Origin of the sequence: Inquilinus limosus DSM 16000 (genome assembly GCF_000423185.1) — a bacterium.
In the GTDB taxonomy this organism is placed as follows: domain Bacteria; phylum Pseudomonadota; class Alphaproteobacteria; order DSM-16000; family Inquilinaceae; genus Inquilinus; species Inquilinus limosus.
In genome coordinates this window covers 162972-185185 of the sequence record NZ_KE383987.1, presented here as the reverse complement: position 1 = coordinate 185185, position 22214 = coordinate 162972, and the positions used below count along the sequence as shown (strand labels likewise).

The following is a 22214-nucleotide window of genomic DNA, read 5'->3' as shown; positions in this document are numbered from 1 at the left end:
CCGTCATCGGAGGGCAGGGGATGTCACGCGACGCCGCGATCGCCGGGGCCAGGCGCTATTTCGACGAGGGCGGCTTCCGGGCCGATCTCGACCGCCGGATCGGCTTCCGCACCGAGAGCCAGGCGGCCGACCGCGGGCCGCTTCTGGACTATCTGCAGCGCGAGATCGGGCCGAGCTTGGCCCGGCTGGGCTTCACGCTGCATCTGGTGCCGAACCCGGCCGCGCCCGACGCCCCGGCGCTGATCGCCCGGCGGCAGGAGGGCGAGGGCCTGCCCGGCGTGCTGTGCTACGGCCATGGCGACGTGGTGCTGGGCGCGCCCGAGCGCTGGCGGGCCGGGCTCGACCCCTGGCGGATCACGGTCGAGGGCGACCGCTGGTACGGCCGCGGCACCGCCGACAACAAGGGCCAGCACTCGATCAACATCGCCGCGGTCGAGCAGGTGCTGCAGGCGCGCAGCGGCCGGCTCGGCTTCAACATGGCCTTCCTGGTCGAGACCAGCGAGGAGATCGGCTCGCCCGGGCTGGACGAGATCTGCGCCGCGCATCGCGACCTGCTGGCGGCCGACGTGCTGATCGCGTCGGACGGGCCGCGGCTCGATCCCGCCCGGCCCATGATCGCGCTCGGCACCCGCGGCGTGATCAATTTCGACCTGCGGCTGAGCCTGCGCGAGGGCAGCCACCATTCCGGCAACTGGGGCGGCCTCCTGCCCAACCCCGCCACGATCCTGGCCAATGCCGTCGCGGCGCTGGTCGACGCCCGCGGCGCCATCCGGGTGCCCGGGCTGCGGCCGCCGCCGATCCCGGACTCGGTCCGCCGCGCGTTGTCCGACGTCGCCATCGCCCGCGACGCCGAAGGTCAGCCGCTGGCGGAAGGCTGGGGCGAGCCGGGGCTGAGCCCGGCCGAGCGGGTGTTCGGCTGGAACGCGCTGGAGGTCCTGGCCTTCACCGCCGGCACGCCGGAGGCGCCGCAGAACGCGATCCCGCCCTCGGCCCGGGTGCATTGCCAGCTGCGCTTCGTCGTCGGCACCGACGTCTCGGACCTGCCCGGCGCCGTCAGCGCCCATCTTGAGGCGCAGGGCTTCCGCGGCATCGAGGTCGGCGTCTCGGGCACGCCGATGCTGGCGACGCGGCTCGACCCCGACGCCCCCTGGGCGCGCTGGGCCGCCGGCTCGATCGCCGCGACCACGGGGGCGGCGCCGATGGTGCTGCCCAATGTCGGCGGGTCGCTGCCGAACGAGGTCTTCGCCGGCACGCTGGGCCTGGCCACGATCTGGGTGCCGCACTCCTATGGCGGCTGCCGCCAGCACGGCCCGGACGAGCATCTCCTGGCCCCGGTCGCGCGCGAGGGGCTGCAGATCATGACCGGGCTGTTCTGGGACCTGGGCGAGGCGGGCGCTCCGAAGGGCTGAGCCCTATCTGCCCCGTGCCGCCCTTGGCAGCACATACTCCTCCACCGCCCTGGCGAAGCCGTCCTCGGCGTTGCTGGTCGCGGCGAAATGGGCCAGCGCCTTGACCTCGTCGATGGCGTTGCCCATGGCGATCGACAGCCCGGCCCGGCGGAACATCGGCACGTCATTGGCCATGTCGCCGATCACCGCCACCTCGGCCAGCGCCACCCCGGCCGCGGCGGCGATCTGCGCCACGGCATGGCCCTTGTCGGCCTCCGGATGGGTGATGTCGAGATAGTAGCGCTGCGACCGGCGGGCGGTGGCGGTGCCGGCCAGCAGGCCCTGCAGCTCCGCCTCGCAGCGGGCCAGCCTGTCGAAATCCGCCGAGGAGCCGACGATCTTGCCGGCCCGCGCCAGATAGGGCTCGACATCGGGGACGATGGTCGGGTCGAACTGCACCGTGTGCCGCTCGCGTCCGACATAGGGGCCGTCCGGATTGCTCGTCAGCCATTGGTTGTCGGCGAACACCCAGATGTCGGCGCCGAAGCGGCGCAGCGTCTCCACCGTGGTCCGCGCCGCCGCCTCCGGCACCGCCAGGGCCGAGAGCACGGTCATGTCCGGCCGGAAGATGGTGCCGCCGTTGAAGGCGCCGAGCGGCAGGGCGAGGCCGAGCGGTTCGATCAGCATCGCCATGCCGCGCGGTGGCCGGCTGGACACGGCGGCGAAGCCGATGCCGGCCTCGCGCAGCCGCCGCACCGCGGCGACCGTCGCCGGGGCCAGCGCCTTGTCCGGATCGACCAGCGTGCCGTCGACGTCGGAGACCATCAGGGCGATGCGCCCGGCCGGCGCCGGCTTCGCCGTCTCCGGGGCGGGGGTCAGGTCAGGGGCAGCCATTTGTATCCATCCCGTGCGAGCAGTTCGTCGGCGCAGGCCGGCCCGTCGCTGCCGGCGGCGTAGAGCTGCGGCGCCTCCGGATGCGCCGCCCAGTGGTCGAGGATCGGCTGCACCTCGGCCCAGCCGGTCTCGATGTTGTCGGCGCGCTGGAACAGCGTCGGGTCGCCGGTCAGGCAGTCATAGATCAGCGTCTCGTATCCGGTCTGCGGCTCCGCCTGGAAATACTCGGCGTAGCGGAAATCCATCTCGACATGGCCGAGCCGCATCTCCCGCCCCGGCACCTTGGCGGCGAAGCGCAGCGAGATGCCCTCGTCCGGCTGGATCCGGATCACCAGCAGGTTCGGCGTCGGCCCGTCGACCGCCTCGCGGAACAGCACCGCAGGCGCCCGCTTGAACTGGATCGCGATCTCGGTCCGCCGCACCGCCAGCGACTTGCCGGTGCGCAGGTAGAAGGGCACGCCGGACCAGCGCCAGTTGTCGATCGTCGCCTTCAGCGCGACATAGGTCTCGGTCCGGCTGTCCGGCGCCACGTCCGGCTCCTGCCGGTAGGCGGCGCGCGGCTTGCCCAACACAGTGCCGGCGTCGTACTGGCCGCGCACCACCATCCGCGGCACCTCTTCGGGCGACAGGTCGTGCAGCGCCTCGATCACCTTGGTCTTCTCGGTGCGCACCGCGTCGGCGGCGAAGGAGTTCGGCGCCTCCATCGCGGTCATCGCCAGCAGCTGGAACAGGTGGTTCGGCACCATGTCGCGCAGCGCCCCGGTGGCGTCGTAGAAGCGGCCCCGCCGCTCCACCCCCACCGTCTCGGCCGCGGTGATCTGCACATGCTCGATGTGGTCGCGGTTCCAGAGCGGCTCGAAGATGCCGTTGCCGAACCGGAAGGCCATGATGTTCTGGACCGTCTCCTTCCCGAGATAGTGGTCGATCCGGTAGATCTGCGTCTCCGACGCCGCCGCCAGCAGCCTGGCGTTCAGCTCGCGGGCTGAGGCCAGATCGGTGCCGAAGGGCTTCTCCACCACCAGGCGGCGGAAGCCTTTGTCGTTCTCGGTCAGGAGGCCGGCCGACGACAGGGCGGCCGCGATCGGCGCGAAGAAGCGCGGCGCCACCGCCAGGTAGAACACGGCGTTGGCCTGGCCGCCGGCCTCGGCCCGCTGCGCCAGGTGTCCGGCCAGGCGGCGGTAGGTCTCGGGGTCGGCGAAGTCGCCCTGCAGGTACCGGATGCCGGCGGCCAGGCGGTCCCAGGCGGCCTCGTCGATGCCGTTCCGGGCCCCCAGCGTGTGCAGGGCCTCGCCCAACACCTTGCGGAAGCTCGCATCGTCATGCTCGACCCGGTCGACGCCGAGGATCTCGAAGCCGGGATCCAGCAGCCTCTCGCGCATCAGATGGTACAGGGCGGGGGTCAGCAGTCGGCCGGTCAGGTCGCCCGAGGCGCCGAAGATCACGAAGCTGCAGGGCGGCGCCGGCGGGGTGCCGGCCGGCGCCGCGGGGGAGGGCGAGATCAGCGCGGCCATGGATCAGCCGCCCGCCGGCCGTTCGACATGGCCCCCGAATTTGTTGCGCATCGCCGACAGCAGCTTCTCGCCGAAGGTGTGCTCCTGGCGCGAGCGGAAGCGGACATAGAGCGCGGTCGACAGCACATCGGCGGGCACCGCCTCCTCCAGCGCCGCCATCACGGTCCAGCGGCCCTCGCCGGAATCGGCGACGACGCCGGTGTACTCCGACAGATCCTCGTTCTCGGCCAGCGCCATGGCGCTGAGGTCGAGCAGCCAGGAGGAGACGACGCTGCCGCGCCGCCACACCTCGGCGATGTCGGCCAGGTCCAGCTCGTAGCGCTCGGCCTCCGGCAGCTCCTTCGACGCCTTGTTCTTCAGGATGTCGAAGCCCTCGGCATAGGCCTGCATCAGCCCGTATTCGATGCCGTTGTGCACCATCTTGACGAAGTGCCCGGCGCCGGCCGGCCCGGCATGGATGTAGCCGCGCTCGGCCCGCGGGTCGCGGCCCTCGCGGCCCGGCGTGCGCTCCACCGTGCCCAGGCCGGGGGCCAGCGCGGCGAAGATCGGGTCGAGATGCTCGACCGCGGCCTTGGTGCCGCCGATCATCATGCAGTAGCCGCGCTCCAGCCCCCAGACGCCGCCGGAGGTGCCGACATCGACATAATGCAGGTCCTTCGGCTCCAGCGCCGCGGCGCGGCGGATGTCGTCCTTGTAGAAGCTGTTGCCGCCGTCGATGACGATGTCGCCGGGGCTCAGCAGGCCCGCCAGCGCCGTCACCGTGTCCTCGGTCGGCGCCCCGGCCGGCAGCATGACCCAGACCGCGCGCGGCGGCGTCAGCGCCGCCACCAGGGCCTGCAGATCAGCCGCCGGCGTGGCGCCTTCGCCGGCCAGCGCCTTGATGGCCTCGGCGCTGCGGTCGTAGACCACGCAGTCGTGGCCCGCGCGCATCAGCCGCCGCGCGATGTTGCCGCCCATGCGGCCGAGTCCGATCACCCCGAGCTGCATTCCGTCGATCCTCTCGTTTCGGTCCGGTGCGTCGATGGTACCCTATCACCCTATCGTGACCCCGATGGTGCGCCCGCATCGCGCCGGTGGGGAGTCCGAAAGACCAGACCTGCGTCGATCGGGTGTGGAGGGCAGGACACGCAATGGATCGGTTCGATCAGCCGCCGGGCGCGCCCGGCGGGCCGGCGCGGTGGACCTCCAGCGCCAAGTCGGGCGTCGGCACCGCCCTGTCCGGCACCAGCCGCGTGTGGTTCACCCTCAGCCACGGCATCCTGAACGAGATCTACTTTCCGCGAATCGACACCGCCTGCGTCCGCGATCTCGGGCTGATCGTCACCGGCCCGGGCGGGTATTTCGCCGAGGAGAAGCGCGACGCCCGGTCGGAGACGCGAATGCTCGAGGCCGGCGTGCCGGCCTTCCGGCTGGTCAACACAGCGCTGGACGGCCGCTGGCGGATCGAGAAGTCGGTGCTGGCCAACCCGCTCGGCCCGGTGCTGCTGCAGGAGATCGTCTTCACCTTGCATGAGGGCGAGCCGGCGGACCACCGGCTGTTCGCCCTGCTGGCACCGCATCTGGTCAATGCCGGCGCCGACAACACCGGCTGGGTCGACGACTACAAGGGCGCGCCGATGCTGTTCGCCCGCGGCACCGATGGCGTCTCGCTGGCGCTGGCCGCCTCGGTGCCCTGGCGCGCCCGTTCGGTCGGCTATGTCGGCACCTCGGACGGCTGGCAGACGCTGTCGCGGACCGGCGCGCTGAACCCGGCCTGGCGCCGGGCCGAGAACGGCAATGTCGCCCTGGCCGGGGAGATCGACCTGGCCGCCGCGCCCGAGGGCCGCTTCCTGCTGGCGCTCGGCTTCGGCGAGCGGCCGGAGGAGGCGGCGCACCACGCCTTGGCCGGGCTGCAATCCGGCTTCGCGGCCGCGCGCGACCTCTATGTCGAAGGCTGGCGGCGCTGGCAGTCCGGGCTGCTGCCGCTCGACGGCACCGCCGGTTCCGAGACCGCCGCCTACCGCACCAGCACGGCGGTGCTGGCCAGCCACCAGACCGTCGAGTTCCCCGGCGCCGTCATCGCCTCGCTGTCGATCCCTTGGGGCTTCGCCAAGGGCGACGAGGATCTCGGCGGCTATCACCTGGTCTGGCCGCGCGACCTGGTCGAGACCGCCGGCGGCTTCCTCGCCGCAGGGGCGGCGGCCGAGGCCAAGGCGATCCTCGGCTATCTCCAGGCGATCCAGGAGGCCGACGGCCACTGGTCGCAGAATGTCTGGCTCGACGGCACCCCCTATTGGAACGGGGTGCAGATGGACGAATGCGCCTTCCCGATCCTCCTCGCCGACATGCTGCGGCGGGAGGGAGACCTGGCCGGGGACGAGCTGGCCCGCTTCGTGCCGATGGTGCGGCGCGCCGCCGGCTTCATCCTGCGCAACGGCCCGGTGACCGGTCAGGACCGGTGGGAGGAAGACGCCGGATATTCGCCCTTTACCCTGGCAGTGGAGATCGCGGCTCTGCTGGCCGCGGCCGACATCCTCGACCTGTCCGGCCGGGCGGAGGAGGCACGCTGGCTGCGCCAGACCGCGGACATGTGGAACGACGAGGTCGAGCGCTGGACCTTCGCCGAAGGCACCGCAATCTGCAGCCGGCTCGGCCTCAGAGGCTACTACGTCCGCATCGCCCCGGCCGATGCGGCGGACGCGGCCTCGCCGCTCGACGGCTATGTGCCGGTGAAGAACCGGCCGCCGGGCGACGATGCGCGCAAGGCCGCGCTGCTGATCAGCCCCGACGCCCTGGCCCTGGTGCGCTTCGGCCTGCGGGCGCCGGACGACCCGCGCATCGTCGACACGGTCCGCGCCATCGACGCGGTGCTGAAGGCGGAGCTGCCGCAGGGTCCGGTCTGGTACCGCTACAACGACGACGGCTATGGCGAGCACCAGGACGGCGCGCCCTTCGACGGCACCGGCATCGGCCGGGCCTGGCCGCTCCTGATCGGCGAGCGGGCGCATTACGAGCTGGCGGCCGGGCGCGCGGAAGCGGCCGAGGCGTTGCTGGCGACGCTGGAGCGATCGGCCGGGGAGGGCGGGCTGCTGCCGGAACAGGTGTGGGACGCCGAGGACATCCCGGAGCGCGAGCTGTTCCGCGGCCGGCCCTCGGGCAGCGCCATGCCGCTGGTCTGGGCCCATGCCGAGCACATCAAGCTGCTGCGGTCGCTGCGCGACGGCCGGGTGTTCGACCTGCCGCCGCAGCCGGTGCAGCGCTACCAGGTCGACAAGGTCACCTCGCCGGTCCGGTGCTGGCGCTTCAACCAGAAGCGGCGCACCCTGCCGGCCGGCAAGATCCTGCGCCTCGAGCTTCCGGCCGCCGCGACGATCCACTGGAGCCTGGACGACTGGGCGACGGTGCGGGACGACACCACGGTGGAGAACCCCTTCGGCCTGCATGTCCTCGACCTGCCGACCGCCGCGGCCCAGCCCGGCACGCGGATCCGCTTCACCTTCCTGTGGCGAGACGCCGACCGGTGGGAGGGCGCCGATTTCGCCGTTCTGGTCGACGGCGGGGCGAGCGTCCCGGCCGGTCATGGTCAGGGCGATGAACTCATGTAACAGGCGACATATAGTGCTTCTACGCGGTGGTGATGTGAAAGAAAGCTGTCATCCTCGGGCTTGACCCGAGGATCCAGGGGCCGCCAGAGCGGCTCTCGAAGGCCCCTGGATTGCCCGGTCAAGCGGGCAATGACAGAAATGGGAAGAACGCTCTGGTCTCTGAGCTTCGGATTCGCAGCTCTGCGGCCACGGCGGCTCTGCTTGACGCTGCCGAAACCCGGCCAGCATGCTGAACGAAACCCTCAAGGAGGAACGCGTGAAGCCCGGCATCCTGGCTATCGATGTGGGAGGCACGGGGCTCAAGGCCGCCGTGATCGACGACCGCGGGCGGATGCGGTCGGACCGGCAGCGCGTGCCGACGCCGCATCCCTGCCCGCCGAAGCTGTTCCTCGACACGATCGCGGCGCTGGTGCAGCCGCTGCCGGCCTTCGACCGCATCGCCGTCGGCTTTCCCGGCGTGGTCCGGAACGGCCGCGTGCTCACCGCCCCCAATCTCGGCACCGGGGACTGGGCCGGCTTCGCTTTGGCCCCGGCCTTGTCGAAGCGGCTGGGCGGCGCCCCGGTGCGGATGATCAACGACGCCGAGATGCAGGGGATGGCCCTGATCGCCGGCCGGGGCATCGAGCTGGTCGTCACCCTCGGCACCGGGGTCGGCACCGCCCTGTTCCGCGACGGCGAGCTGGCGCCGCATCTGGAGCTGGCGCACCACCCGCTCGCCAAGGGCAAGACCTATGACGAGTATCTCGGCAACGCCGCCTTCCAGAAGGTCGGCAGGAAGCGCTGGAACAAGCGCGTGAAGCGGATGCTGGAGGTGCTCGAAGTGCTGCTGCATCCGGACCGGGTGCATATCGGCGGCGGCAACGCCAAGCACATCGACTTCACCCTGCCGGAGGGCGTGACCATCGCCTCGAACGAGGCCGGGCTGGAAGGCGGCGCCGGGCTGTGGCGCAAGCCGCCGGTCCGGCGCGCGGCGGCGCGGGCGTAAGGTCTCCGGGCCGGGGATGGTTCGGCTGCGTTGAGCCTGTGGCGAACGCGGTGCTTTGATTGCGGTCGATCCGCTGCGAAAACGGCTCGGGCTGACGAACGGGCGCTTCGTCCCCGTTGCTGACGTAAGGAGCCCTCTCAAGCTTCTCTGGAGCGGGCGATTCTGGCGATCCGTTCGCGCCTGAAACCGGCTGATGGCACGGGGGCTGGATCGCCCCCGTGGCCGGTCTTCCATTCGCGATCTGGTTTATGGACAACGGAATTTCACCGGATGGTCGTCCTGGTACGTTGCAGTCGGCGATGGTCTTCTATTGGGCGGCCAGATTCGGAGGCCCTTCCTGGAGACGCATCACCGGCGGCGGATTCCACCTGCCAGTGAGAGCGTCGGATTTCGGGGCGTAGAGCCGCATTGTCAAGTTGAATGGACCCTTTGGGGCGGGGAGCCAGTTGGTTTCATTGTCCTTGCCGGGGCTCTCGTTCTGGATATGGAGGGTCAGTGATCCATCCGGACTCGTCCTCAACGGCATCCAGCTGCTGATGGCGAAGCGATCGAGGCTGTTCGTCACCTGGAAACCTTCCCGATCATAGAGCGTAATAGACCAGAATGCGTTGACCGGCGGCGCAGAGTCCTTCTCGAACGTGATCGTATACTTATATGCACCGTCGAGCGGCCTTCCGCTTTCGTCAGCGAGATTCAGCGGATAGATCGCATCCTCCGGGAGGTTGGCCCCCAGGCCCAGCTGCGCGACGATGGCGCGCTTGAGGTAATAGTTGCCATAGACCCCCATTGTATCGGTGTTGACGGACCAATTATTCGCGACCCGGGCAAGGGTCGGGACCTTCCAGGCCATCAGATGCTGCGCCGCCACCGGCGCCGCCTCGAGTGCAGCTTTCACCGTGGGAGAAAGACTGTCGAAGTCGAAGCTCTTCCCGGGCTCGATGCCGATGCGGCTCATCTGGGCGATGATCGGCTGGTCTGTGTCGTGCGGCGGGTGCAGCTTGAGCAGCTCGGCCGCGTATACGAAGTACCGGCCGGCCGGCATGGTGTCGACTTGGACCTTCGGGGGCATCTTCATATCGACGCCGGGATCGACACTAACCTCGACGGGTTTCGCGGGCTTGCCCCATTCGGACAGGGGAGTGATCTTGTAGCCCGCCTGGATCTTGTGCACGGCATCGTAGTCCGGTGGCCCGTCGGTCTTGGTGCGGCCGATGACCCAGACATACGGCGTCGGCGCCTCGATGAGCTGCGTGCCCTCCGGCAATCCGAGCTCCTCGATGGATTTATCGCGCAGTTCGGGCCGCCAGCCGGGCGGTGTCACCAGAAAATTGACGGCCTGCGTGCCCGTGGTGCGCCAACCGGGTGAAGCAAAGACGTCGGTCCACATGTCGAGCATCGGCAGCAGGTAATAGCGTCCGTTTGTGTCCGGTGCCGAGACCACCACCGGCTCCTTCGTCAGATCGAGCCAGGCGGAAGAATAAAGCGTATCGAAGTTGGGCCGTACGACCGCCCTCATATCAGCGGCCGGAAAGGCCGGGATATTGTCGAACGTGTTGATCGGGCCGCCGATCGCAGCCGTGCCCGGCCTGACGTTGGTGAGCTGCTTGCGAGTCACATCCATCGTCACGAGGGGGTAAAAGTAAATGTACGCGTCGACGGCGATGGAATGCGCCTCCTGCTCGGAGATCGGCCGTGCAGGGTTCTGATCTTGCGCCGATGAAATATCGGCTGTCGCCAGAACGGCGAATAAAGACAGTACGGGACCCAATGACCTGATGAGCTGCATTGCAGACCTCCCTAATCTATATCGAAGATGGTACTGACCTGAAGGCCAAATCGTTCGATTGCTGAAATTTCGCTAATGTCGACGAGCAGAGGGTAAGCCTTCGGTCAGAACCGGATCGTGACGCCGAGGATCGGCCCATAAAGGGCAAGGTCATCGAGCGGCGCATGGCCGCCGAAGTCGTAACCGAGGTAGCGGTACCCGATCGCACCCGAGACCGAGTTGCTGAAGGAGTATTCAACTGCGCCGAGCACCTGCCAGGTGAGGTCGGAGTTGCCGGCGCCGATATCGGCGTAGCCGATCAGCGAGAAGCCGTCGCCGAGCTCGACACCGGCGCGGACGCCGACGAGGCCGTCGACGATCGTGGCGCTGTCGCTGAAGCCGCGCGAGCGGCCGAACGGGCCCTGGCCCTTGAGGTTGCCGTCGATCCACAGCCCCAGAATCCGGGCGCCGACCAGGAGATCGATGCCGAGCTTCGGCTCGTCGACCACGCGGGCGGTGGCGCCGACCGTCGCCACAAGGGCTTCCAGGTTGGTGTGGTACCTGGTCCTGAACGGACCGGACAGGTTGCCGTCGACGCTGAGGGACACGTAGTCGAGGTCGACCAGCAGGCCGACCCGGTCGTAGCGCACCGTGCCGACGATCATGGCGGCGAAGTCGAGATCGGTCAGGATATCGGAGAAATCCTTGTCGATCGACAGCGACGGGACGCGATGGTCTCCCCGGGTGCTGCCGCTGACCGAGGGCAGCCAGGCATAGGGCGTGATCCGGACGAACCACGGCCCGTCCGGTGCGCTCGCGAACGACGCCGCCATGTCCTGGGCCGCGGCCGGACCGCCTGAGGGCGCGTCCCACAGAACCCCGATCAACATACCGATCACGCATGTGCGTCGGGCGGTACCGGCAAGGAGCGTCGGCATTTCAGGCATCCTCTTTCGCTTTGCGCGAGCCGCCGGGACGTCACTGATCCATGGAGATCCTGATCGCATCCGCGCCGAGGCTCAGCATCAAGCCCTCCCGCTTGGCGACCAGGTGCATGACGACGCCGGCTTCGTTCTTCAGCCAGAGATCGCCTCCGCTCGCAGTGCCGATGGCGAAACCGTACCGGCCCTGGGCATAGGTCCCTGGAAACTGCTCCATGCTCTGCAGATTGTAGACCTCGCCGTGGGCGTCGACCGTCGACAGGCCGATGCCGCCGATCCCGACCCCGCCGACCCTGAACGGGTAGCTTCGGCCGCGGAAGAACAAGGTGCCGCTGCCGCCGCTGCCGCTGCCGATATACGCGGCCTGGACCTCATGCATCTCCACCGTGGCATCCGGCGCCCGACCCTGGATCGACGCGGGAGCGCCTCCTGAATCCCGGTTCGAGCACGCCGCCAGCAACATCGCGGCGGCTGCCAGCCACGCGCCGGACTGCATCATTCGCCGAGGGCGGGCCGGGGCTTGTCGGGATGTCGAATTCGTCAAGGCAATCGCTCCATGCAAAAATGGGCAGGAAGATGAGTCAGGCCGGACCGGTAGATCTAGCGGGCCGGCTAGGCTGACCTGGACTAACGTGGCGCCGCGTCGCCGACCCTGAAGTCGGCCGTCGCTCATGGGCATCTGTAGGTGATCTGCCCATAGGCGTTCACGACCTGTACGCAGGCGGGTGCAGGGGCGACCACGACGGGCGCGGCCGTCGCGGCACCCACGGCGACGGCCCGGCGTGTCGTGCGCCGAGCGACCCCGGCGTAGCTCAGCGGCGTCAGCGGGCGTCCGATGCGGGCGTGGGCCTGGGTTATCAGCGCAGGACCGTGGCTCAGCGAGATCTCGCCGTTCCACAGGAGGCCGACCGCGCCTGCAATCGCCACAAGCGGCATATGAACCAGAATCCTCGCGAGAGGTGTCATGGCCGGCCTCCTGTCGCGACGCCGGGCGGAACCTCGTCGAGATGCTCCAGCGCATCCATGCCGATTTTTCTGGCGTTGGGCGGGAGATCGAGCGCGAATTGCTCCGCCTCCGCCGGCACGTCCGTCTCCCACGTCTTGATGCGCAGCGTGTATTGCGGCGCCGCGGCGATCGCCTTGCTGGTGATGACGAGCTTGCGCGGGATCGGCTGCCCGCCAATCTCGACCCAGAGCTGCCAGTCGGTGTCCTGGTTGCGGAACGCCAGATGCTCGCATTCGATGCCGTCGATGACGCCTTGGCCGATGTGCTTCGCCTCGATGACGTCCGCCATCAGTTCGTCATAGACGCGCGAGAGCAGGAGATCGGCCCCCGGCGCCGAGATCGAATATTCGGTCCGCAATCTGTCGATGAGCTGATCGACCGTCCCGGGTGTGTCCAGCTGCGCGAAGGCGTTGATGCTCCTGCCGTAGACGGTGAGCGTCTTGCCGTCGAAGGACTGCTCGACATCGGCGTAGCCACCCGTCCGCCGCATGCGCAGCTTGTCCGGACGGATCAGCAGCACCTCGCCCGAGCTGGTGAACTGAATTTTCTCGAGCTGTGGCGTGATCACCTCGATGTCGGCATCGAATGTGAGCGAAAGCGTCTTCTGGCCTCTCGTGTAGTCGGCCATCGCCTTGAGGATGGTCGCGGCGCTATTGTCCTGTGCCCGGACGGACGGCACGATCGACACGGCCAGCGTCAGGACCGCAGCAGCCAGCGCAGGCAGCCGCCTGCGAGGATGGCGGGCAGACATCGTATCGGCCCCTTGGTCCATGCTGGCCTCCAAGCGATGCGTCGGGCGGATGAGGCGCAGCCGGCCACGGTGCCGGGTTAACCCCGACCGTAGATCATCGATCCGGACCGACGATCGCCCGGGTCGAACCGCACGCCTCAATGTCAGCGGGAGAGTGCCGACGGCGGCAGCGCTTGGGCAGGTAACCGCAGGTAATTTACCGTTGTCGTAGCCGATACAGTCCCAGCGAAGCGGCTAAATTCCCGCCTGTGGAACGTCGAGCCCGGCCTTGCGTAGCCCGTCGACGACTGCGCGGATGATCTCCGGCGCCACATTCCGGGCCTGCAGGTCGGTCACGACCCGGTCGCCGTAACCGGGGTTGAGCTTCAGCAGCAGGTCGATCTCCTCGGTTGCCTGCTCTTTCCGCCCCAGCTGGGCATAGGCGATCGCATGGGCCACATGCGTGAACCGATTGTGCCGCTGGTCGATCTTCAAGGCCTCGGTCAGCGCGTCCTCGTATTGTCCGGCCATGTAGTGCGCCAGGAAGAAGCCGAGGCGGTAGATGGTGGGCTGGCCCGGATTGCGGGCAAAGGCTTCGGTCAGAAGCGGCAAGCCCTCGGCGAACTGCCCCGCGAGGCACAAACGGCCGCCGAGATCGGCCAGGAGCTCCGCATTGTTCGGGCTGCGAGCCAACCCGGCGCGGGCGGCCGCAAAGCTCTGCTCGACATCATGCCTCAGCCAGAACACGAGGTGCTGTGCTTGGTAACCGAGCGGCGCATCGGGCGCCAAGACGACCGCACGCTGCGCCAGCCCCAACGCGCGCTCAAGCGGGTCGAAGGCAACCGAATCGGCGTGGATGCCGAAACGCACCACATCGGCATAAACCAGGGCCAGCGCGGCCCAGGCGTCGGCATAGTCCGGGTCGTCGACGATCGTTCGCTCCAGGCAATCCCGCACGGGCGGATAGAGGGCGCTCTCCGTCCGGCGCCAATAGGCGTAGAAGAGAAGGACGCATTCATAGGAACTGAACTGTTCCGGCGGCTTGGCAGTCAATCCGGTGATCTTGTCCCCGTAGATGGCGCCATAAGGCTGTGCCACGCTGTCGACGACACGGCGCGCGATTTCCGCTTGGATGTCGACGATCCGGGCGGGAACGACCGGGCTCTCATAAGATTGCGACCAGAGATGACGGCCCGTCTCGCCGTCGATCAGCGAGACCAGCAGCCGGATTCGGTCCGGCGTCGCGCTGACGCTTCCGGACAGCACATAATCGGCCGATAGCTGCCGTGCGAGGGTGTCGGCGCTGTTCCCCGGGCCGAGCCCGAGGCTGGTGTCGGCGCCGAACACAAAGAGGTACTTGTAGCGGCTCAGTGCAGCGATGATTTCGTGGGTCAGGCCGGCCCCGAGATGGAGGCGGGCGGCGTCGGGATCGCGTTCCTCGAGCTGGGCCACCACCACCGCCGGACCACGTCGCATCGTCGCCTCGATTTGCGCGTTGGGCCGTGTGAGCGCGTCCAGGCGCCAGACGGCGCCGAGCACGATGACCGCGACCACGATCAGAATGCCACTCAGCGGAAACCGGTGTAACCGGCTGAGCCTGTTCCCAGGGAGGTCGGGCTTGGGCGGGGCAATCGATTCGGGGCTGGCCGGCCCCGTCGGGTCCGGCGGCAATAGGGGCGGTGGGTCCGGAAGCGGGGCGATCGTCGGCCCCGCCGCTTCCCTGGCGGTGAACGTCGGGACGTAGGTGCCCTTCGGGACGGTGATGCGGATCGCGTCGTCCTGGCCGCCGGTGAGATAGTAGTGGTCCAGCGAACGCCGCAGCCGGCCGGCCTCGATCCGGACAATCGGGTCGACCTGCGGGTCGAAGCTCTCATCGCGATCGAAAACCGCCACGGCGATGCTGTAGCCCTTGATGCGGTCGGTCCGCCCCGCGAGCGTCTCTTCAACCACGTACCGGAGAAAGCGGCGATTCCGCTCGGACACGCTGAAATCCGTGCTGGCGAGAATCCGTTCGAGCGCCTCGCGGATCGCCTCGGCTGGCAGGGCAGGTGAAGTCGTGTCCGGCATCACGGCGGATTTCGAAGTGCGGCGGCCGTGGCGGCGGGGCAGACAGTGGCCGTGCGCCGGCCATTCGGGAATCGTGATCCCTTCGGACGTTCAGCGACCACGCTCCGCTCGGCCTCGTTGCGCTGGTCTTGGATGGTCGCGCTCGAGCGTTGAAGGGCTGACGTTTGCGCCATGTGACCGCCTCCCCCGCGGCGACATCTCGACTTATACTGTAAAATACTCCTGCTCGCTCGAATCCTATTCTATTATGACTGAGACAGTAGTCGTTCGGTTCGGCTGTGAACGGCCGCCGTCAGTTCTCGCAGCCGTTTGAGAGGGCTGCCGACGCGATGAAGAAGGCCATCGAGCGGTTCCCGGAGCTGGCGCATCTGATCGGCTCCCTCGCCGAACAGAGTGAGCCATTTCGCTCGCTCTGCGAAGACCACCAATTGGCAGTAGAGACCCTGGACACCCTCATCGCCAGACGTCCGGTCGACGACAAGGTGGTTCGTGAATACCGTACGCTCGTGGAAGAACTCGAAGCGGACATCGCGGCGGCGTTGAAAAGGGCGGGTTGATCACGCAGTTCGGTTTCCCGGCATGGCCGGGAGGGGGAGCCTGTCAGGCCAGGCAGGCTGACGGTGCGATAATCGCCCAGAGGGGGCGACGCTTTCCAGGGTCATGTAGCGGCGGCTCTCACAGGTTCCCGTAGTGTCCGCTTCGGAGCGCCGACGCGACGTCTGCCGATGGGCGTGCTTCAGACCGATCTACGCGACCGCTCATGCGGCGACACGATCTCCATTGCCGTCCTGCCGACCAGGCCCATTCCGCCTCTTGCTTAACTCGGAACACATGTTCATGATATGTTCTATGGACATGGCGCAGACCGATGGCGAGGCGGGCGAGGCCCGGCCGACCGATCCCGACCTGAACTGGACGGGATGGGCGCTGGACAAGCTGCGCGAGGTGGTCGAGATCGACATCCGCAGCAAGCGGCTGACCGAGCGGCAGCAGCAGGCAACCCCGGCGGAGCCGCAGGAGCCGCCGGATTTCCCGCTGATGCAGTCGCGCCTGTCCCGCTCGATCCGGCTGTCGATCCCGAGGAGACCGAACGCCTGCGGGAGCAGGTGTGGGAGCGGCTGACCGAAGACGAGGTGCTGGACGTGCAGCTCGACACCCTGTCGGCCGGCGAGTTCGTGCGCGAGGTCTGCCGCTGGCTCGGCCGCCGGCTGGACCCGAGCCGGCTGCCGCCGGGCTGGGACGATGTCGCCCAGGCCAACGACAATGCCTCCGGCAGTCCGCCCGACGCGGGCACGGACGTCACTGCTGTGAATTCCGACACCGTAGACGGCTGGCCCGCGCAGCCGGACGAGTCCGAAGACGGCCTCGCGCCGTTCACGGTCCCGAAGCCGGACAGCAGCTGAGCGCTGCCGCGGGTCACATCAGCCCATTCCGTTTCTCTTTGCCGGTCTTCTGCTCCCCTCCCATACGGGAGGATGGGGACGGCTGCGCGCGTCTGCGTGAACGACGTCTGCGTTTCTGCCTCACGAAAGAACGCCGGCGTCGATAGAATCGCGACGATTGTGCTTTTCATGCTCCTAAAAACATGTCTCACTTTCGGCAAGCAGGGAGTTGGGAGGACCATCATGGCGCGGCCGCACGGGCATGGCAGGGTGCTGACGTCCAGCGATTTCGGGGCGACCACGGTCTATGCCTGCGGCCTCGACCAGCGCTTCTGCTACTGCGCCTATGTGCCGGAGGATTACGACGAGGACGGCGCCGACCGCTGGCCGCTGGCGGTGATCGTGCACGGCACCGAGCGCGGCATGCAGACCTACCGCGACGGCTTCGCCGATTTCGCCGAGCGGCACGGCGTAATCGTGCTGGCGCCGCTGTTCCCGGTCGGCATCACCGAACCGGGCGACCTGTCCAGCTACAAGCTGCTACGCGCCGGCGACCTGCATTACGACGCCGTGCTGCTGGCCATGATCGCCGAGACCCAAGCCCGGTACCGGATCGAGGGCGACCGGGTGCTGATGTACGGCTTCTCCGGCGGTGGACACTTCACCCACCGCTTCCTCTACCTGCATCCGGAGCGGCTGCTGGGCGCCTCGATCGGCGCGCCCGGCGTCGTCACCCTGCTCGATTTCGAGCACGACTTCTGGGTCGGGGTGCGGAACTTCGAGGCCGTGTTCGGCAAGCCGCTCGACCTCGACGCCATCCGCCGGGTGCCGGTGCATATGGTGATCGGCGGCGACGACACCGAGACCTGGGAGATCACCATCAAGCCGGGCGACGCCTGGTGGATGCCCGGCGCCGACCTCGCCGGCCGCAACCGCCAGGACCGGATGCGGTCGCTGCGCCGCAGCCTGGAGGCGCAGGGCGTCGCCGTACAGCAGGACACCATCCCCGGCATCGGCCATGACGACCGCGAGCTGCTGGGCGCGGTGAAGAGCTTCTTCGGGGAGGTGCTCGCCCGGCGAAAAAAGGTCTGACGGTCAACAACGACAAACAGGGGGCAGTGATGAAGGCGATGTTCGGCGGGCTCGCGCTCGCCCTGGTCCTGGCTGCCGGCGCGGCGGCGCAGGACGCGCCGCGCGACGGCGGCACCATCACCGTGGCGCTGACCGCGGATATCCGCAGCACCGATCCCGGCATCAACCGCGACGGCAACACGGACACCGTGATGCAGCATGTGGTCGAATCCCTGGTCGGCTATCGCGAGGACCTGACCGTCGGCCCGGCCTTGGCCGAGTCCTGGACGGTCACGGACGGCGGCCGGACCTACGACTTCAAGATCCGCCAGGGGGCGCTGTTCCACAACGGCAAGCCGGTCACCTCGGCCGAGGTGAAATGGAGCTGGGACCGCCGCTGGGCGACGGAGAGCTGGACCTGCCGGCCGCTCTTCGACGGCTCCGGCGGGCTGAAGGTCGAGGCGGTGGAGACGCCGGACCCGCAGACGATCCGCTTCCGCCTGGCCGCGCCGAACGCCCTGTTCCTGGCGCAGCTGGCCAATTTCCAGTGCTTCGCCAGCGGCACGATCAGCCCGGACAGCCTGAACCCGGACGGCAGCTGGAACGCGCCGATCGGGACCGGGCCCTACAAGCTGGCCTCGTGGAAGCGGGGCGAGGCGGTGGTGCTGCAGCGCTTCGCCGACTACAAGCCGCTGTCCGAACCCGGCAGCGGCTATGCCGGCGCCCGCATCGCCCATGCCGACACGATCCGCTTCCAGATCGTGCCCGACCCGTCGACGGCGGAGGCGGCGCTGGCCACGGGCCAGGTCGACCTGCTGCCCAGCCTGGCGCCGGCGAAGATCGACCAGGTCAAGGCCAATGGCGGCACGGTCGAGACGGCCCAGGGCCTCGGCTGGTCGGTGATCCTGGTCCAGACCACCGATCCCCTGCTGTCCGATCCGCGCGTCCGCCGGGCGATCGCCCATGCGATCGACCTGAAGCAGATCGCCGAGGCCCGCACCTATGGCCTGACGGAGGCCAACCCCTCGGCCGTGGCCCGCAGCAGCAGCTTCTTCGATGACGGCTTCCTCGACTGGCCGGCCTACGATCCGGCCAAGGCGCAATCGCTGCTGCAGGAGGCCGGCTACAAGGGCCAGCCGATTACCATCCAGGCCAACAAGCGCTACGACGGCATGTACGACAACGCCGTACTGGTCCAGGCGATGCTGGCCGCGGCCGGGATCGACGCGCGGCTGGAGGTGCTGGACTGGGCGACGCAGCTCGACAACTACATCGCCGGCAAGTTCCAGCTGCAGTCCTTCGCCTTCTCGGCCCGGCTCGACCCGTCGCTGCTCTACGGCATCCTGATCGGCCGCAAGTCGGAGAACCCGGCCGAGCAGTGGGACGACCCGAAGGCGGCGGAACTGCTGGCGCGGTCGGTCGAGACCGAGGATGCCGCGGCGCGCAAGGACGCGCTGAAGCAGCTGCACGCGCTGGCGGCGGAGCAGGTGCCGATCATCGGCCTCTACTACGACCCGGCGGTCGACGCCGTCGGGCCGAAGCTGAAGGGCTATCGCCCCTGGGCGGCCGACAAGCCGCGGCTCTGGGGCGCCTGGAAGGCGGAGTAGGGGAGGCCCCAGTGCTGCCCGTCTTCATCGTCATTGCGAGGAGGCGAAGCCGACGAAGCAATCCAGGGCCACGCCAATCAGCCCTGGATTGCTTCGCTGCGCTCGCAATCACGAAGGAAGGGCGCTGCAGGCCATGCCACTCGACCCGGACGGGACGTCAGTCCTCGCCCGGGCTGCCGCGCATTCTCTTCACCGCCGACCGTTTGCTCTTGGCGTCGAGCCGCCGGATCTTGCTGCCCAGCGTTGCCCGGGTCGGCCGGCGCTTCTTGGGGGCGACGGCGGCGCGCCGGAACAGCTCGACCAGCCGGTCCAGCGCCTCGGCCCGGTTGCGCTCCTGGCTGCGATGCTCGCGGCCGGTGATCACCAGCACGCCGTCCTTGGTCAGGCGCTGCCCGGCCAGCGCCTCCAGCCGCGCCCGCATCTCCTCCGGCAGCCCGGCGCGGTCGATGGGATAGCGCAGCTGCACCGCGGTCGCGACCTTGTTCACGTTCTGCCCGCCGGGGCCGGACGCGAGGATGAAGCTCTCCTCGATGTCGCGCTCGTCCAGCGCGATGCGGGCGGTGATGCGGATCATGGCCGGACCCTCGCACGGCTGGGCCGGCTTGTCATGCCCCCGCCGCTGTGCGATCCCGATCCGGGCGGAGGAGACGGGATGACCATCAGGCTGAGGCATATCGAGGCGCTGCAGGCGGTGCAGAAGGCCGGGTCGATCACCGGCGCGGCCGAGCTGCTGAACGTCTCGCAGCCAGCGGTCAGCAAGCTGCTGCGCCATGCCGAGGACCAGCTGGGGCTGCGCCTGTTCGAGCGGGTGAAGGGCAAGCTGGTGCCGACCCGCGAGGCCAAGCTGCTGGAGGTCGAGATCGACCGCACCTTCGCGGGGCTGGAGCGGATCTCCAGCATCGCCGCCAACCTCCGGCGCGGGCGCGAAGGCCATGTCCGCATCGCCTGCCTGCCCAGCCTCGGCTTCGGCTTCATGACCGAGCAGATGGCCCAGTTCCACCGCCGCCACCCGGGCGTCAGCTTCGACCTGCGCACCCACCACACCCGCGAGATCCTGGAGCTGATCGCCACCAACAGCCTCGACCTCGCCATCGCCTATGAGCCGGTGCTGCCGCCGGGCATGCGCAAGACCGCGATCGGCACCTCGCGGCTGGTGCATCTGTCGACCGCGCCGCTCCGGCCCGGCGAGGCGGCGGAGATCACGCTCGACCGGATCGATGTGGAGACGCTGATCGGCGTCGACCCCGACACCTCGATCGGCGCCACCCTGTCCGACGCCTTCGCCCGCGCCGGCATCCGCTACGCCCCGAAGAACCTGATCCAGACCTACTACCTGGCGCTGCCGCTGGTGCGCTACGGCGCCGGCTCGGCCATCGTCGACGAGCACACTGCCCAGGCCTGGGCCGTGCCGGACGTCACCGTCCGCGCCATCGTGCCGGAGATCACCCTGCCGATCACGGCGCTGCACCACGAGAACTACCCGCTTTCGCACGCCGCGCATCTGTTCCTCGACCACCTCACCGGCAAGCCGACCCAGCGCACCCGCAGCGCCAGGCGATAACGGCCGATGCGGGTCCCATAACCGGCCGGAATTTGACAGCCGTCGGGGCGCCGGGCATCACCGATAGACCGCTCCGCTTCCCACAGGAACGATCATGCCCACCGCCAAGCCCGTCATCGGAGTGACCCTGGATGCCGAGGAGGCGGGCGGCTATTCCTCCTCGCCCTGGTACGCGCTGCGGCAGAACTACTGCGGGTCGCTGGCCGAGTTCGGCGCCGCGCCGCTGGCGCTGCCGCATCTGGTCGACGCGGTCGACCGCTATCTCGACCTGTGCAACGGCATCGTCGTCACCGGCGGCGGCTTCGATGTCGACCCCGTGCTCTGGGGCGCCGGCTCGGTGCACGAGACTGTGAAGACCAAGCCGGTGCGCACCCGGTTCGAATGGGCGCTGGTCGAGGGCGCGGTGGCGCGGAACCTGCCGGTGCTCGGCATCTGCGGCGGCGAGCAGCTGCTGGCGGTGGTGCTGGGCGGCACGCTGGTGCAGCACATCCCGGCCGAGATCGACAACGCTCTCGACCACAGCCCGGAGCGGAAGATCCACGACCCGGCCGGCTGGGTGGCGGCGCATGAGGTCGAGGTCGGGCCCGGCACGCTGCTGTCCCGCATCACCGGCGCGGCGCGCTTCGGCGTCAACAGCTCGCACCACCAGGCGGTGAAGGCGGCGGGGCCGGATCTCGTGGTCTCCGGCGTCGCCCCAGACGGTGTGGTGGAGGCGGTGGAGCATCCCGGGCAGCGCTTCTGCCTCGGCGTGCAGTGGCACCCGGAGTATTTACGCAGCGAGGCCGACCGAGCCATCCTCGCAGCCTTCGTCTCCGCCTGCGCCGGCTGATGGACGCGCCCGCCATCGGACCGCAACTGGTCCGCGACCTGCTCGACGCGTTCGAGGGCGAGGTCGGGCCGGAGGATTTCGGCCTGACCTTCAGGCTCTATCCCGGCCGGCTGCGCGACGGCGCGGCAGACCGCTACTCCGATGGGGCGGTCTTCAGCCATCGCGACGAGGTCGCGGTGTATCCGGCCAGCACCTGCAAGAGCTTCTACCTGGTTGCCTTCCAGCACTGGGTCGAGGCCGGCCTGCTGCGGCCGGACGAGGAGGACCTGCGGGCGCTGTCGGCGATGATCCGCCAGTCCAGCAACGACGCCACCACCTACCTGTTCGGCCGCATGACCGGCACCACGCCGGGCGGCCCGCTGCCGGAGGCGGAGATGGCCGTCTGGTGGGACAAGCGCCAGGCGATCCATCGCTGGTTCGAAAGCTGGGGCTGGCCGGAGTTCGAGCGCCTCCGGCTATGGCACAGCACCTATGAGGACTCGCCCTATGGCCGGGAGAAGGCGGCGCGGGTCCATGGCGGCAACCTGATCGCCCCGCGCGCGGCGGCGGCGCTGCTGCACGGCATCGTCGCCGGGCAGCTGGTCTCGCCCGCGACCTGCGGCCGGATGATGGAGCTGCTCGACCGCGAGCATGAGCGCGACCCGGAGCGGCTGCCGCCGGGCTACGAGGACCAGGTCCGCGGCTTCCTGGGCGAGACGCTGCCGCGCGATGTCCGGCTGTGGTCGAAGGCCGGCTGGACCGGCGAGACCCGGCACGACATGGCGTATTGGGAGACCCCCTCCGGCCGCAGCGTCGTCGCTGCCGTCTACACCGTCGGACAGCACATGGCCCGGAACCGCCGCTTCCTGCCAGCCGTCGGCGCCCGGCTGCACGCGCTGCTCGAAGCCTGAGGA

Annotated in this window: 21 protein-coding genes; 11 read left to right on the top strand and 10 right to left on the bottom strand. The window is 69.0% G+C overall.

The genetic code is table 11. The annotated features are described in order from the left end of the window. Window positions 1-20 precede the first annotated feature (20 nt). Complete coding sequence (locus G537_RS0133950) at window positions 21-1409, top strand: M20 family metallopeptidase (RefSeq protein ID WP_026873821.1); 1389 nt, start codon at window positions 21-23, stop codon at window positions 1407-1409. A 3-nt stretch (window positions 1410-1412) separates the two neighbouring features. Here G537_RS0133950 and G537_RS0133945 read toward each other — a convergent pair whose 3' ends face one another. Genes G537_RS0133945 through gnd form a run of 3 tightly spaced genes read right to left on the bottom strand, consistent with a single transcriptional unit; the run spans window position 1413 to window position 4789 of the window. After that, the gene (locus tag G537_RS0133945) at window positions 1413-2282 is read right to left on the bottom strand and encodes a Cof-type HAD-IIB family hydrolase (RefSeq protein WP_026873820.1); all 870 of its coding nucleotides are present in this window, start codon (window positions 2280-2282) and stop codon (window positions 1413-1415) included. After that, window positions 2264-3793 (bottom strand): glucose-6-phosphate dehydrogenase, encoded by a 1530-nt coding sequence (zwf, locus tag G537_RS0133940; protein ID WP_026873819.1) that lies wholly within the window; start codon window positions 3791-3793, stop codon window positions 2264-2266. Before zwf ends, G537_RS0133945 begins: the two co-directional genes overlap by 19 nt. Window positions 3794-3796: 3 nt before the next feature. Beyond that, window positions 3797-4789: a phosphogluconate dehydrogenase (NAD(+)-dependent, decarboxylating) gene (gene gnd / locus G537_RS0133935; RefSeq protein WP_281171522.1), complete on the bottom strand. Its 993-nt coding sequence runs from the start codon at window positions 4787-4789 to the stop codon at window positions 3797-3799. Between the two features lie 134 nt (window positions 4790-4923). On the opposite strand from gnd, the gene G537_RS41485 reads away from it, so the two are divergent. Together G537_RS41485 and G537_RS0133925 are read left to right on the top strand one after the other, a co-directional pair. Beyond that, on the top strand, window positions 4924-7377 hold the full coding sequence (locus G537_RS41485; protein WP_051249476.1) for a glucan 1,4-alpha-glucosidase: 2454 nt from the start codon (window positions 4924-4926) through the stop codon (window positions 7375-7377). Window positions 7378-7603: 226 nt separating this feature from the next. Beyond that, window positions 7604-8362 carry an ROK family protein gene (locus G537_RS0133925; RefSeq protein WP_051249475.1) on the top strand — a complete coding sequence of 253 codons (759 nt, stop codon included), beginning with the start codon at window positions 7604-7606 and terminating at the stop codon, window positions 8360-8362. A gap of 307 nt (window positions 8363-8669) precedes the next feature. Here G537_RS0133925 and G537_RS0133920 read toward each other — a convergent pair whose 3' ends face one another. The 6 genes from G537_RS0133920 to G537_RS0133895 all read right to left on the bottom strand — a co-directional run bounded on the left by G537_RS0133920 (window position 8670) and on the right by G537_RS0133895 (window position 14871). After that, the gene (locus G537_RS0133920; RefSeq protein ID WP_026873816.1) at window positions 8670-10148 is read right to left on the bottom strand and encodes a DUF1254 domain-containing protein; all 1479 of its coding nucleotides are present in this window, start codon (window positions 10146-10148) and stop codon (window positions 8670-8672) included. A 104-nt stretch (window positions 10149-10252) separates the two neighbouring features. Beyond that, window positions 10253-10960 carry a hypothetical protein gene (locus G537_RS0133915; RefSeq protein WP_155888907.1) on the bottom strand — a complete coding sequence of 236 codons (708 nt, stop codon included), beginning with the start codon at window positions 10958-10960 and terminating at the stop codon, window positions 10253-10255. A gap of 145 nt (window positions 10961-11105) precedes the next feature. Next, entirely contained in the window at window positions 11106-11567 is a 462-nt protein-coding gene (locus G537_RS41480) for a hypothetical protein (protein ID WP_155888906.1), read from the bottom strand. A 170-nt stretch (window positions 11568-11737) separates the two neighbouring features. Next, window positions 11738-12034 carry a hypothetical protein gene (locus tag G537_RS0133905; protein ID WP_051249473.1) on the bottom strand — a complete coding sequence of 99 codons (297 nt, stop codon included), beginning with the start codon at window positions 12032-12034 and terminating at the stop codon, window positions 11738-11740. Next, the gene (locus tag G537_RS0133900; RefSeq protein WP_211230612.1) at window positions 12031-12846 is read right to left on the bottom strand and encodes a DUF2092 domain-containing protein; all 816 of its coding nucleotides are present in this window, start codon (window positions 12844-12846) and stop codon (window positions 12031-12033) included. The genes G537_RS0133905 and G537_RS0133900 overlap by 4 nt, the downstream gene beginning before the upstream one ends. A 213-nt stretch (window positions 12847-13059) precedes the next feature. Beyond that, complete coding sequence (locus G537_RS0133895) at window positions 13060-14871, bottom strand: tetratricopeptide repeat protein (RefSeq protein WP_026873812.1); 1812 nt, start codon at window positions 14869-14871, stop codon at window positions 13060-13062. Between the two features lie 329 nt (window positions 14872-15200). Between G537_RS0133895 and G537_RS0133890 the strand changes: the two genes are divergently transcribed. The 5 genes from G537_RS0133890 (at window position 15201) to G537_RS0133870 (ending at window position 18931) form a co-directional block, all read left to right on the top strand. Next, window positions 15201-15428, top strand: coding sequence for a hypothetical protein (locus tag G537_RS0133890; protein ID WP_155888905.1), 228 nt, complete (start codon window positions 15201-15203; stop codon window positions 15426-15428). Between the two features lie 298 nt (window positions 15429-15726). Next, a complete protein-coding gene (locus G537_RS0133885; RefSeq protein ID WP_162146190.1) occupies window positions 15727-15993 on the top strand; it encodes a hypothetical protein in 267 nt (88 codons plus the stop codon). Next, entirely contained in the window at window positions 15978-16274 is a 297-nt protein-coding gene (locus G537_RS0133880; protein WP_026873809.1) for a hypothetical protein, read from the top strand. The genes G537_RS0133885 and G537_RS0133880 overlap by 16 nt, the downstream gene beginning before the upstream one ends. A gap of 222 nt (window positions 16275-16496) precedes the next feature. After that, window positions 16497-17345: a hydrolase gene (locus G537_RS0133875; RefSeq protein ID WP_026873808.1), complete on the top strand. Its 849-nt coding sequence runs from the start codon at window positions 16497-16499 to the stop codon at window positions 17343-17345. Window positions 17346-17374: 29 nt separating this feature from the next. After that, on the top strand, window positions 17375-18931 hold the full coding sequence (locus G537_RS0133870; protein ID WP_026873807.1) for an ABC transporter substrate-binding protein: 1557 nt from the start codon (window positions 17375-17377) through the stop codon (window positions 18929-18931). Window positions 18932-19088: 157 nt separating this feature from the next. Here the strand turns inward: G537_RS0133870 and arfB are convergent, their stop codons facing one another. Continuing rightward, window positions 19089-19505, bottom strand: coding sequence for an alternative ribosome rescue aminoacyl-tRNA hydrolase ArfB (gene arfB, locus G537_RS0133865; RefSeq protein ID WP_026873806.1), 417 nt, complete (start codon window positions 19503-19505; stop codon window positions 19089-19091). Window positions 19506-19583: 78 nt separating this feature from the next. On the opposite strand from arfB, the gene G537_RS41475 reads away from it, so the two are divergent. The 3 genes from G537_RS41475 (at window position 19584) to G537_RS41470 (ending at window position 22211) form a co-directional block, all read left to right on the top strand. After that, a complete protein-coding gene (locus tag G537_RS41475; RefSeq protein WP_051249472.1) occupies window positions 19584-20492 on the top strand; it encodes a LysR family transcriptional regulator in 909 nt (302 codons plus the stop codon). A 94-nt stretch (window positions 20493-20586) separates the two neighbouring features. Next, entirely contained in the window at window positions 20587-21321 is a 735-nt protein-coding gene (locus G537_RS0133855; protein WP_026873805.1) for a gamma-glutamyl-gamma-aminobutyrate hydrolase family protein, read from the top strand. After that, window positions 21321-22211 carry a serine hydrolase gene (locus G537_RS41470; RefSeq protein ID WP_051249471.1) on the top strand — a complete coding sequence of 297 codons (891 nt, stop codon included), beginning with the start codon at window positions 21321-21323 and terminating at the stop codon, window positions 22209-22211. The genes G537_RS0133855 and G537_RS41470 overlap by 1 nt, the downstream gene beginning before the upstream one ends. Window positions 22212-22214 lie beyond the last annotated feature (3 nt).